The sequence below is a fragment of the Paenibacillus sp. 11B genome, assembly GCF_030487755.1.
Taxonomy (GTDB): Bacteria; Bacillota; Bacilli; order Paenibacillales; family Paenibacillaceae; genus Paenibacillus; species Paenibacillus vandeheii.
Window position 1 is genome coordinate 1,247,412 of record NZ_JAUKNS010000001.1, and the last position, 13,394, is coordinate 1,260,805.

General features: G+C 45.1%; 10 protein-coding genes. All 10 read right to left on the reverse strand.

The annotated features are described in order from the left end of the window. Nucleotides 1-26: 26 nt before the first annotated feature. Nucleotides 27-2,357 (reverse strand): penicillin-binding transpeptidase domain-containing protein, encoded by a 2,331-nt coding sequence (locus Q0V21_RS05540; RefSeq protein ID WP_301877916.1) that lies wholly within the window; start codon nucleotides 2,355-2,357, stop codon nucleotides 27-29. A 133-nt stretch (nucleotides 2,358-2,490) separates the two neighbouring features. Then, the gene (locus tag Q0V21_RS05545; protein ID WP_301877917.1) at nucleotides 2,491-2,919 is read right to left on the reverse strand and encodes a hypothetical protein; all 429 of its coding nucleotides are present in this window, start codon (nucleotides 2,917-2,919) and stop codon (nucleotides 2,491-2,493) included. A 27-nt stretch (nucleotides 2,920-2,946) separates the two neighbouring features. Continuing rightward, a complete protein-coding gene (gene rsmH, locus Q0V21_RS05550; RefSeq protein WP_301877918.1) occupies nucleotides 2,947-3,897 on the reverse strand; it encodes a 16S rRNA (cytosine(1402)-N(4))-methyltransferase RsmH in 951 nt (316 codons plus the stop codon). A gap of 18 nt (nucleotides 3,898-3,915) precedes the next feature. After that, nucleotides 3,916-4,353 carry a division/cell wall cluster transcriptional repressor MraZ gene (gene mraZ, locus Q0V21_RS05555; RefSeq protein ID WP_017687291.1) on the reverse strand — a complete coding sequence of 146 codons (438 nt, stop codon included), beginning with the start codon at nucleotides 4,351-4,353 and terminating at the stop codon, nucleotides 3,916-3,918. 275 nt (nucleotides 4,354-4,628) lie between these two features. Next, the gene (locus Q0V21_RS05560; RefSeq protein WP_301877920.1) at nucleotides 4,629-5,894 is read right to left on the reverse strand and encodes an adenosylhomocysteinase; all 1,266 of its coding nucleotides are present in this window, start codon (nucleotides 5,892-5,894) and stop codon (nucleotides 4,629-4,631) included. A 45-nt stretch (nucleotides 5,895-5,939) separates the two neighbouring features. Then, a complete protein-coding gene (gene bshC / locus Q0V21_RS05565) occupies nucleotides 5,940-7,571 on the reverse strand; it encodes a bacillithiol biosynthesis cysteine-adding enzyme BshC (RefSeq protein ID WP_301877921.1) in 1,632 nt (543 codons plus the stop codon). 153 nt (nucleotides 7,572-7,724) lie between these two features. Beyond that, complete coding sequence (locus Q0V21_RS05570; RefSeq protein WP_024628429.1) at nucleotides 7,725-9,488, reverse strand: ABC transporter ATP-binding protein; 1,764 nt, start codon at nucleotides 9,486-9,488, stop codon at nucleotides 7,725-7,727. A gap of 17 nt (nucleotides 9,489-9,505) precedes the next feature. Then, nucleotides 9,506-10,369 (reverse strand): ABC transporter permease, encoded by an 864-nt coding sequence (locus Q0V21_RS05575; protein ID WP_373456220.1) that lies wholly within the window; start codon nucleotides 10,367-10,369, stop codon nucleotides 9,506-9,508. Nucleotides 10,370-10,434: 65 nt separating this feature from the next. Then, on the reverse strand, nucleotides 10,435-11,367 hold the full coding sequence (locus Q0V21_RS05580) for an ABC transporter permease (protein WP_079349624.1): 933 nt from the start codon (nucleotides 11,365-11,367) through the stop codon (nucleotides 10,435-10,437). 189 nt (nucleotides 11,368-11,556) lie between these two features. Next, a complete protein-coding gene (locus Q0V21_RS05585) occupies nucleotides 11,557-13,254 on the reverse strand; it encodes a peptide ABC transporter substrate-binding protein (RefSeq protein ID WP_079349625.1) in 1,698 nt (565 codons plus the stop codon). Between the last annotated feature and the right edge of the window lie 140 nt (nucleotides 13,255-13,394).

The following is a 13,394-nucleotide window of genomic DNA, read 5'->3' on the forward strand; positions in this document are numbered from 1 at the left end:
GGGTTAGAACAAGCTGTCAGTGATCTCTATGGGAGCGAACCCTCGTCCGATGTGTTGGCAGACGATTTTGTCTCATTTGAAGGTGGTTTTGTAGTATCCGTTTTGCCCGTTTCTTCGGTGTTCTCCGTACCATTAGCTGCTCCCTGATTGTTAGTCTCGTCACCTAATGCTGGATCAGAAGACTCGGGGGCTTCATCTGCTATACCGGTAACTGCCGCTTTGGCCGTCTGCAGCGAAAGCTCAACCGTTCTCTGTTCGCCTGATACCTGCTCCGTTTGTTTCACGACATATCCTTCGCCTTTAACGGTTACCCCCACTTTCATAAGAGAAAGAACTTCAAGGGCATCCCGGAGAGATTCGCCAGTCAGATCAGGAATCTTCATCTTGCTGCTCTCTTCGGTGAGCAGATAAATTCGCTGGCCAGGATTCATGGCTGCACCCGCCACAGGATACTGGCGAATGACATTTTCACCTTGACCAAGTGTCTCATAGGCAATTCCTGCGTTCAATAATTGGCTTCTGGCCTGTTTGGCTGTTTTACCTGACAGATCAGGAGCTTTAGCTTGAACGACCGGAGTTGTTTTTGACTTTTTGTCAGTGGTCTTCACCGTGTCTTTGGGAACTCCCATATACTGAAGAGTCTGGCTTACAATCTTCTTGAATACCGGAGCTGCTGCAGTCCCTCCGCCAATATTGGATCCATCAGGCTGGTCAATCACAATCAACATCGCGATTTTGGGATTATTAACAGGTGCAAATCCGATAAAAGAAACGACATCCTTCGATTTGCTGTATGTCCCGTTCACAACTTTTCTTGCTGTACCCGTTTTACCAGCCACGCGATAACCTTCAATGTATGCATTACGCCCTGTACCAATTGTTTGGTCTGCTACTACCTGTTCCAGATACCCGCTCACCAGTTTGGAAGACTCCTTGGAAATAACCTGACGAACAACCTTCGGCTTAATTACTTCTGATGTACCGTCATTTGGATTAATAATTTCTTTTACCAGATGCGGTTCCATAAGTTTGCCACCGTTGGCAATGGCCGAAATGGCTACTACCTGCTGGATTGGCGTTACCTGTACAAGACCATGACCATATGCTGCTGTGGCAATTTCTGATTTATAAACCAGCGGCTTGATTGGTGAGGCCGATTCACTCGGCAGATCAATGCCCGTCTTTTTACCAAAACCGAATTGGTCTATGTAATGACGCAACCGTTCACCACCAAGCATGTTATAACCCAGATTAACAAACGCAATGTTACTTGAACGTTTGACACCTTCCAAGTAGGAAATTCGGCCATAGGCGTGACCGTTATCACTAATTGGATAGCCACCGATGTATACCCGTTTGGATTCAAATGTTGCATTTGGATCAAACAGCTTCTCTTCAACCGCACCCGCCAGAGTAACAATTTTAAAAGTAGACCCTGGTTCATAGATGGATTGTATCGCATGGTTAATAAAGTTTTTCTGATCCGGCGTTTCCCCATACGTATTAGGATTAAAGGTCGGCCAATTGGCCATCCCTAAGATTTCCATGGTGTTAGGATCTGCTGCGATGACAGTCATGCTCAGTGGATTGTACTGGGCTACCGCTTCTTTCATCGCTTCTTCGATGTAGTACTGAATGGTATCATCTAACGTCAGCTTCAGATTGTTCCCGTTCTGCGGAGGAAGATAACTATCCTGGGAGTCAGGAAGCTTAATACCTTTGGCATCCTTCTGATAGTTCAGATAACCATCTGTACCTGTAAGCTGTTCATCATACGAAACCTCAAGTCCATTAACAGCCTTGCCATCACGGCTCATGTATCCCAGTAGATGAGAGGCGAGCGTTTCCTCGGGATAATATCGCTTCGACTCCTGTGTCATAACAATCGCGTTTTTAGCCTTGTAGTCATCCTGCAGTTTTTCACGAAATGCATCTACTTTAGCAGCCAATTCAGGGCTGATTTTATACCCTTCACTGCGAACTTCACGTTGCTTGTAGAACTTCCCATCCTTATCTTTAGCTGTTACAAGCGAACGCATTTCGCTCTCGTTTTTCCCCAACAAACTAGACAATTCTTTAATGATCACATCTTCAATCCCGAACTCGTTAATCAGAGCCGGATTCACAGACACCGTGTAAGCAGGTGCATCCGTCGCCAGAATGTTGCCATTGCGGTCTGTAATTGTCCCGCGACTTGCCTTGATGGTTTGTTCGCGTTCGACCAAACCAGCCGCTCGCTCCTGCCAAATACCGCCATTAACAACCTGAATAAAAAAAATGCGGGTTATTAATACAAGAAAAAAGAGGGTAATACATCCCCCTATAAGCAGCGTGCGCATCTTTATTCTTTTTACCATCGGTACACCTCTTTTACTTCAGCATTTTGTATATTTCAATTCCAGCTCACTCCCAAGTGCAAGATGTTGTCGAACAGGAGCATTTCGATCTCATCTTGCTTGGAAGTCTCGTTATGGATTGATACAAAATGTTCTAGTTATTTGCTGTATCCGAAGACGAATCAGTACCTGCCGAATTCGTTGTACTTGTTGAACGAGGTACAAAAATGACATCCTTGCCGGAAGCCTCAACATAACCAAGTTTGCGAGCATTCTCGATGACCAGATTGTTCAGTCTTTCTTTTTCCACTTGCAGATCTGCAATGGTTTTCTCTGCTTCTCTCACATCGGACAATGTCGTCTGTGCCTGCTTATTCAGATCATAGATGTGAGCATAACGCGACATCATTACACCACCCACAACAATGACTGCGAGCAAAGTGATCAAATACAAAAATTTCTCGCGTGCCGGAAGACCGGTACGACGGGTCACCACTTTGGTGGTTTCCTTATACCGCTGCTGGTTCACACGTTCTTGGGACGCTTTTTCTTTCACTGCTAAATTACCACGTGTATATGCCATACTCCGACTCTCTCCTCCGCTCTTGGTTTACAGTTTCTCGGCTACGCGCAGCTTCGCTGAACGAGCACGGGAGTTTTCGGCCAGTTCCGTTTCCGTTGGAATCAGCGGTTTTCTGTTCACTAAACGCATGACACCCTTACCGCCGCAAACACACAACGGGAAATCGGGAGGGCATGTACACTTCTCCAAATAACTGCTAAAAATCTGTTTGCAAATCCGGTCCTCAAGTGAGTGAAAAGTAATAACAGATACACGTCCGCCGGGTGCCAAGCACCGAACGGCCTGGTGTAACCCCTCTTCGAACGCGCCCAGCTCATCATTAACCGCAATTCGCAATGCCTGAAAGCTGCGTTTCGCGGGATGTCCTCCAGTTCGACGGGCCGCGGCCGGAATGCCTTCTTTGATCAATTCCACCAGTTCACCAGTAGTCTCAATCGGGGATTGCTTTCGTTTTTCAACAATGACACGAGCAATTCTTCTAGAGAATTTCTCTTCACCATAGCGATACAAGATGCGGGCAATCTCCTCTTCCGGCCATTCATTAACAATCTCTTTGGCGGTAAGGGATGCATCCTGATCCATACGCATATCCAACGGAGCATCGTGATTGTAGCTAAATCCACGTTCTCCTTCGTCGAACTGCGGTGATGATACCCCCAAATCGTACAAAATACCGTCTACTTGCGGCACGCCATCTTTCATCGGTACTTCCAGATCTTTCAGAACCTGTTCCAGATCACGAAAATTGGTTTTGACCAATGTAATCTGCTCTCCATACGGAGCCAATTTTTCACGCGCGTTATCCAAAGCCCAATCATCCTGATCCAGTGCGATCAGACGCCCCCCTGGACCGAGCTTGGATGCAATAACGGAGCTGTGTCCGCCACCGCCTAAAGTGCAGTCCACGTATATACCGTCCTGCTTGATGTTTAAACCCTCTGTTGCCTCTTCTTTGAGTACGGTTATGTGGTGAAACAACCTGCACCCCTCCTGACTTTATAGATCAAAATTAAAATCGACCAGCTTTTCGGCAATGTCGTTGAATGCTTCTTCGGATTGATTGAAATAACTCTCCCATATGCCTTTGCTCCAAATCTCCACCCGGTTCGACACGCCAAGAACAACGCAATCCTTGTCCAGCTTGGCATACTCTCTAAGATTGCCCGGCAAATTTACCCTGCCCTGTTTATCCAATTCACATTCGGTGGCACCCGAGAAAAAAAACCGGGTAAACGCACGTGCATCAGATTTCATCAATGGCAGTGCTTTGAGCTTCTGTTCCATGACCCCCCACTCCTCCATAGGGTACACGAAAAGACACTGGTCCAAACCCCGTGTGACAACGAAAGACGGTCCCAGAGATTCGCGGAATTTAGCCGGAATAATGACCCGACCCTTATCATCAATGCTATGTTGGAACTCCCCCATAAACATTGGCCCACTCACTCCTCACCCGTTTCTCCCACTTTGCCCCACTTTCCACCACCTAAGCATAATAGATTCGAACAAAAAAATCAAAACCCTTCTTGCTTGCTTTACTTTTTTTAATTTAGTAATCGCAAAAAAACGTCTTTGATCCTGTCACTCAGGATCAAAGACGTTTCCCGTTTACGGGCAATTGCACGTACACCCGCATATGAGCCGTATCATTAATAAACCATTTTAAACCCTTTGAAGCACTTAATCAGCTTGTAATTATTGGATGCCTCTTAAAATTTCCAGCTGTCCAGATATTTTTCCTGCTCGGCTGACAGGGAGTCGATGGCAATATTCAAGCTTTCCAGTTTGTAGCTGGCAACCTGTTGGTCAATGTCATAAGGTACGTTAACAACGTTTTTACCTAGTTCCGCATAGTTCTCGCTCACATAACGCAGACCCAGTGCTTGCAATGCAAACGTTGTATCCATAATCTCGGCTGGGTGTCCGTCGGCTGCACCCAGGTTTACGAGACGTCCTTCAGCCAGCAAATACATTTTACGGCCATCTTTGAAGCGATATTCTTCAATGTTGCGGCGTACGGTACGAATCGATTCGGAACGTTTAGCAAGTTCAGGTTTGTTCACTTCCACGTCAAAGTGACCCGCATTACTCAGGATTGCTCCATCCTTCATCACATCATAATGCTCTCCAGTAATCACATCTTTATTGCCGGTTACAGCAATGAAGAAATCACCCAATTTTGCAGCTTCCACCATCGTCATCACACGGAATCCGTCCATATGTGCTTCTACGGCTTTAATGGGATCAATTTCAGTTACGATTACACTGGCTCCTAATCCTTTAGCACGCATCGCTACACCTTTACCACACCATCCGTAACCGGCTACAACTACGTTCTTTCCTGCAACAACCAAATTGGTTGTACGGATAATACCATCGAATGCAGACTGACCTGTACCGTAACGGTTATCAAACAGGTATTTGCAATAAGCGTCATTGACTGCAACCATCGGGAAGCGCAGTTGTCCTTCTTTCGCCAAAGCTTTCAGACGAATGATGCCCGTTGTCGTTTCCTCTGCTCCGCCACGAATGGTGGCAGCAAGATCAGGACGTTCGGATGCAATAATGGTGGCAAAATCGCCGCCATCATCAATGATCAGATCAGGTTTCACTTCAAGTGCCCGGAGTTGCAATTCCTTGAACTCTACAGGGTCCGGATTATGTTTGGCATAAACGGTAACGCCGTCTTCGACCAGAGCAGCACAAACATCGTCCTGTGTTGATAATGGGTTGCTGTGTGTAATCGTTACTTCTGCACCACCCGCTTGAATGACTTTCGCCAGATAAGCTGTTTTGGCCTCAAGATGAAGGCAAATGGCTACTTTCAAACCTTTAAACGGAAGATCCTGTTCAAATTGAGAACGAATGCGGTTCAACACCGGCATATGCGCTTCTACCCAATCAATTTTCAGATGACCTTCCGAAGCGAGTCCCATATCCTTAACGATACTGTTTTGCAATGCAGGGGTAGCCATTCCTCATCCTCCTCGATTATAAATTCCTTCTATTATAAAAGGTAACTACAATGTAATTACTTGGTGTTGTCCACGGAATTCGCTCTGACTTTCAATCAGTTGTCCAATCCACTCGGTTCCATAACGGTTCAGGTAAAAGAGTGCATTATGTACTCTTTCCTGGGGTTTGTTCATGGGAAAGAGTGAGTTTTGCATCCCGTTCCAGTGTTTTAGACTCACATTGTGTTTATCTTTAATGGCTTTGTGGGTCTGCTGTTGCAGATACTGCATCTGTTCGATGATCTTGCCTATATTGGTATCTCCAATACGTTCCAGACCAGGGTGAATCTCAGCGATCTGATCAAGCAATGGACGATATAAGTCGGCAAATGCTTGCTGAACTCGCTCAAATTGTTCATCGACCTGGAAGGTCTCCTGCTGTGCCAGCCACTGTTCCTTCTTTTCTTCCATATGGTATTGAACGTCTTGGAAAGAAAGGCCGTACTGTTTCATATGTTTGTGATGAACATCTTCCATAATGGTAAAGGACAGACGTGGAAGTAAGATCGGCATCTGTAATCCGAAGCGGTGAAACGCCTCACGCGTTAACCCCCAATATGCAATCTCCCCTTGACCCAAAATAACAGCCGCTACAGGTAAAATGGAATCTTGCATTAAAGGCCGCGTCAATACATTGTTGCTAAACCGCTCAGGATGTTCAGCCAGTTCCTGAAGAAGCCGCTCTTCTGTAAATGAAACCAGACCTTTACGGTCGCCATACAATCCGTCTTTCAACATCAGAAGCAACCGTGCTCCATCATGTATGTAAAACAAATTGGCCCCATCTTCCGCGACTTCAGCAGGCATTGCATATCCGGCTTGTTCCAGCACAGAGGCGCCATATGAGTATGCATTGCGTAATGTCTCATTCTCACGAATTAATCGCTCAAATACCGGCTGCTCCAGTCTGCGCAAGTCTGGATCTGCTGCATCCATCAGAATAAGTCCACTACTTCCAAACAAGGCTGAAATTAATCGGGCAAACGCATCACTCAGGTTCGAACTCGACTGATGGATTTCGGTGATCAGCTTCATCAATCCTGATTTATGGACCGTATCTGGCAATACATGTTCCACCTGATCTAACACATTCATCCATTGCTCCGTTTCCACATGGACATAACTCACGGAATCTCTTCCTGCGAATCGCCCCTGTAACTTGAGCTTCTTCATCTCTCCGTTGGGATCAGGTAAATACATATGGTTGACTTCATCCCAGTCATGGTCTTCACCTGCAATCCAAAAAACGGGAACGACCGGCCGCTGTAGCCTGTTCTCCGCTTCCCGCGCAGCTGCAACTACACTTGCCGCTTTATAAATTACAAACAACGGACCTGTGAGCAGGCCGCTTTGTTGCCCTCCCGTAACAACCAACGCATCTTGTTCCGCGAGACGTGTGATGGATTCATGGACTGCACCATGATCATTCACCCGTTTATTATATATACGTAGATACTCTGCCAGACTTTGACGAGGTACACGTGTGTTCTCCGATTGGTCCAGCCACTCGGCACGTGTATGTAGCCCCGATTCCCAGCGAATGTCATACTCGTAAAGGCCACGCGCAGCATCCCTTGAACAGACATAGTCTTCTGCAAGTCTCGTTCCGCTGCGGAGTGCCTCGGTAATACCTTTCATGAGGTCTGCCTCCTATTCTGCTTCAAAGAGCTTACTTGATTGTACCGAATGTGAGCCCTTTTCGTCAAAAGAAAGTGCATCAAAAAATAAAAAACCGCCGAACAAGGTCGGCGGTTTGATATTCATGGATAAGTCCAAATACAAATTGTACTTTTATACGTAAGGTTCTGAAACCCAGTGACCTTTGGATACCTCAATCAATTGAGCATTCTCCAGGTTGTATGGATCATTTGCAGGACCACCAGATCCATTCTTAAGTGCTTGTTCTTCCGGCAGTAAAATGCGACGTTTGCTCGCTTCTACTTCCGGATCAGGTACAGGGATCGCAGACAGCAATGTTTTGGTGTAAGGGTGAATCGGATTCGCATACAGTTCTTCACTTTCTGCCAACTCCACCACTTTACCCATGTACATTACAGCTACACGGTCACTGATATGCTTAACCATGGACAAGTCATGCGCAATGAACAGGTACGTCAAGCCGAGGCGTTGCTGAAGTTCTTCAAGCAAACTAACGACCTGAGCCTGAATGGAAACGTCCAGGGCAGACAATGGCTCATCACAGATGATGAATTTAGGGTCTACAGCCAGTGCACGGGCAATCCCGATCCGTTGTCTTTGACCACCAGAGAATTCATGTGGATAACGGAGTGCATGGCTAGGATTCAGACCTACAAGATCCAGCAATTCTTCAACACGTCTCTTCCGCTCTGCCCGGCTTGACGCCAGACCATGAATATCAAGAGATTCGCCGATGATATCCATAACGTTGAAACGTGGGTTCAAGGAAGCATAAGGATCCTGGAAAATCATCTGCATATCTTTACGCATTTCTTTCATCTTGCGCGGAGACAGCTTGTAGATGTCCGTTCCATTAAAGTTAACATTTCCGCCTGTTGGCTCATAAAGGCGCAGAATTGTACGGCCAGTTGTGGATTTACCACAGCCAGACTCCCCTACAACTCCAAGTGTTTCGCCTTCAAAAATATCAAAGCTAACATCATTAACCGCTTTGAGAATGTTCCCTTTGCCCAAATTGAAGTATTGTTTCAGGTTCTTCACTTGAACCAGCGGCTTGTTGGCACCTTTGATAATACCAACTGGAGTAGGCTTTTCTTTCTTAGGCTCGTCCAGACGAGGAAGAGCATTCAGCAATTTAATCGTGTATGGATGTTGAGGATTACTGAAGATTTCGGCAGTTGTTCCTGTTTCAACAACTTCGCCTTCCTTCATAACGACAACTCGATCACACATTCCTGCTACTACGCCAAGGTCATGCGTGATTAGCATGATCGAAGTTCCAAGCTTTTGCTGCATGTCTTTCATAACATCCAAGATTTGTGCCTGAATCGTTACATCGAGTGCAGTTGTTGGTTCATCCGCAATCAGAAGGGATGGACGACATGCCAAGGCAATCGCAATCATAGCACGCTGGCGCATACCACCGGAAAATTGGTGTGGATAATGGTTCATACGCACTTCGGCATTTTTGATGCCTACAAGTTCGAGCATTTCCAATGCGCTTTTTTCAGCTTCTTTTTTGGACATATTCTGATGCTTGCGCAGTACCTCGGTAATTTGCTTACCAATTTTGATGGTAGGATTCAAAGAAGTCATTGGATCCTGGAAGATCATGCCGATATCTTTACCACGGATGGCTTCCATCTGTTTATCTGTCTTATTCAGCAGGTCCTGCCCGTGAAAAGTAATTTCTCCGCTTTTGACCTTCGAAGGCGGGGAGGGAATCAATTTCATGATGGTTTGGGCAGTAACACTCTTACCACTACCAGATTCACCTACGATCCCCAGCGTCTCTCCTTTGCCAAGTTCAAAACTCACATTTTTAACGGCATCAAATTCACCAGAACGCGTCGTAAACGACACACTCAGGTCTTTGACTGTTAAAATCGGCTCCATAATCCCACCTCCTATTTCTATTTACGTAATTTCGGATCAAGCGCGTCGCGCAAGCCGTCACCAAGCAAGTTAAATGCGAGCATTGTCATAACCATTAAACCTGCAGGGAACCACATCCGCCAAGGATACAGCGTCCAGCCTGTAAGTGCATCATTGATCATGGATCCAAGGGAAGATTTAGGTGCAGATACACCCAATCCGAGGAAGCTCAGGAATGCTTCAGCAAAAATCGCATTTGGAATGGACAACGTCAATGTGACGAGAATGGGTCCAATAGCATTTGGCAACAAATGACGGAAAAGCTGACGTCCTGTGCTAGCGCCCATGGAACGAGCAGCAAGGATAAAGTCTCTATTTTTGAGTTGCATAATCTCACCACGTACAATCCAGGACATACTGATCCAGCCTGTGATGGTAAGTGCAATGATAATCGTTGTCAGACTTGGCTCCAATACAACCAGCAACAAGATAACAACGAGCATGTAAGGCAGGGAGTACAGGATCTCGGAGAACTTGTTCATGATGCCGTCAACACGTCCACCGTAGAAGCCCATAATCGCTCCATAAATGACCCCGATAACAAGGTCAATTAAAGCAGCAGCTAGACCTACAGTAAGAGATACACGTGCACCTACCCAGGTTCTTACCCATACATCACGACCGAGTTCATCTGTTCCAAACCAGTGTTCCGCACTCGGTGCGGCATTGGCATTCAACAAATCATTGGAATAATAATTATAGCTTGAGAACAACGAAGTTGGACCAATCATAGAGAAAATGACAACAAGGACTAGAACAGCCAAACTAATCATAGCGGCCTTGTTGGTTGCAAGTCTATACATAGCGTCTTTGAATAGCGATACACTCTCTTGCGATTTCAACGCTGCCTGACTATCCAGGCCTGTGTTCACCGTTTCATTATTGTTTTTATTCGTGCCAGACAACGTTATGCCCCCTTCCGGCTTTCTAGCTTAATTCTAGGATCGATCAGCACGTAAGCAATATCCGTCAGGAAACGTGCAAGCATCAAGAGAATACCATAGAAGATTGTAATCCCCATAATCATCGTATAATCACGATTCGTAATACTCTCTACGAATACTTTACCAATTCCACCAATGTTAAAGATTTGTTCAATAACAACGGAACCTGTAATAATATTCGCTGTCATTGGACCAACATAAGTAACGACTGGCAGAATACCGTTCCGTAAAACGTGTTTAAACATAATAGCAGGCCATTTCAAGCCTTTCGCTTTGGCTGTCTTGATGTAATCGGCATGCAACACTTCCAACATGCTTGAACGCGTCAAACGAGCGATAAAGGCAATTGGTGATGCAGACAAAGCTGCAACAGGAAGCACATAGTCGAGTGGGCCATCGAAGCCCATAACGTTAAACCAGCCGAGTTTGAATGCGAACACATATTGTACCAGGGATGCGAGCAAGAAACTCGGTACAGCAATCCCGATAACAGCGAGGATCATCGTAATATCATCAATCAGCTTGCGATGGTAAACGGCGGCAAGAAGCCCCAACAAGACACCCACAACAATTGAGATAATAATTGCAAAGATTCCAAGCTTCAGCGATGCTGTAAACGTTTGAGTGATCATACCAGATACATCTTGATTCAGGTATTTCATAGAAACCCCGAAATCACCCTGAATGATTCCACCCATATACTTCAGGTATTGTTCATACATCGGTTTGTCCAGACCGTACTTCACTTCCAAAAGTGCCCGAATTTCAGGTGAGACTTTTTTCTCGGATGTAAAAGGGTCACCTGGAATGGCCTTCATCAGGAAGAAGGTTGCTGATGCGAGTATGAAAAGCGATAGCAGCATAAATAGTAGTTTTTTCAGCACGTACTTAACCAACCCTTGCACACCTCCACAAACAATATTTTGTATACAAATCGATTGTAGAATTAGACAAGAATAATGTCCAATCCATTTATCGGAAATTTCAAGAATTATAAGGAAAATCGGTGCACATACAAAAAAATCGGGATATATATGGAATTCCACATATATATCCCGAAGTAATCATATAGACTTCAGAACAACTTATTTCTCTTCCAGATATGCACGAGTGAAGTCAATTGCTCCACTGAAATCAAGTTGTACGCCTTTAAGGTAAGGCTTAGTCAAAGATACATTTGTGTAGTAATAGATCGGCATTACGCCCATTTCATCTTGAATCAGAACTTTCTCTGCATCAGCAAATGCAGCCATACGCGTAGCTGGATCAGCCGATTTTACAGTTTCTTTAACATCTTTGTCATACTGTTCGTTGCTGAATTTGGAATCATTGTTTGTGTTTCCAGTAGTCCACATTTCCAAGAAGTTGTATGGATCGTTATAGTCCGCAGACCAGCCTGCACGAGCCACTTGGAAGTTTTGGTTTTGACGGTTCTCAAGGAATACGCCCCACTCTTGGTTTTCCGTTTTCACGTCAACACCAAGGTTCTTCTTCCACATGTCAGCAACAGCAAGAGCGATTTTCGCGTGACCGTCACTAGTGTTATAGATCAATGTCACTGCTGGCAATGTTGTGTAACCTTCTTCTTTCATACCTTCAGCAAGCAATTTCTTAGCTTCTTCTACGTTTTCAGTGAAGTAGTCATCTTTGTGCTCATCACGGAATTCGCCGTTTTCACCGCGGATACCTGGAGGTACAAAGCCGAAAGCTGGAATTTGTCCACCTTGTGTTACTTTGTCAACAATCAATTGACGCTCGATTGACATTGCAAAAGCCTTACGGATTTTAACATTGTTAAATGGAGCTTCATTAACGTTGAACTGATAGTAGTACGTACTAGCAATACCAGTAGCTTTAAACTCGTCCGGCAATTCCGCTTTTACAGAAGGAATTTGGTCGGAAGGAATTTCACCGTTAGGTGCACCTGTATAGTCCAATTGTCCAGACTTGTAAGCTTGCAGTTCGGAAGCACTGCTGTTTGTCAGGGACATGTTGATTTCAGACAATTTGATATCAGAAGCTGCATGGTAGCCTTCGTTTTTCTTCACGACGATTTTTTGACCTTTAGCGTATTGATCCATTGTGAATGGTCCGTTAACGATCATGTTTTTGTAGTCTGTAAAGAATTTGTCATTCGTGTCAGCAGACTTGTGTACTGGGTAGTACGTGTAGAATGCTGTAAGACCCAAGAAGTAAGGTGTTGGGTTTTCCAACGTCACTTCCAACGTGTGCTCATCAGTAGCTTTAACCCCTACTTGGGAGAAATCAGTAATTTTAGTGCCTTTGAATGTTTCATCAACACTGCGGTTAAATCCTTCAGCGCCTTTGATGTAATACAATTGGTAAGCATATGGAGAAGCTGTTTCCGGTTTCAAAGCACGTTCCCAAGAACGTACAAAGTCTTCGGCAGTGATTGCATCGCCGTTGCTCCATTTAGCATCCGGGTTCAGGTTGAAAACATATTTCAGGCCGTCTTCGGAGATTGTCCAGTCTTTAGCAACGCCTGGAGCTTCTTTGCCATCAGCGCCGATACGCACAAGACCTTCATACAAGAATTTCAGAACAGTGTTGGTTTGGCTGTCTTTTGCTTGAGCCGGGTCCAACGTAGGAGGTTCAGCTGACAGGTTAATTTTCAAGACTTGATCTTTAGCAAGACCATTTCCTTCGGTTGCAGAACCATTATCGGTGTTACCTGTGCCTTCGTTTTTCGAACCGCACGCTGCAAGTACGGTACCGAACGCCAAAATCAGCGTCAAAAGGACTAATAGACTTTTCCTTTTCATCTAACACTTTCCCCCTAAATTGATGTGGTATATGTTTATAGATTATACAACCACCGGTCAAAAAAATCTACATTACTTTTTCAGAAAGTAATGTTTTTTTCAGTTTTCGACAAAATCGACACATTTTTTAGCCCTTTTGC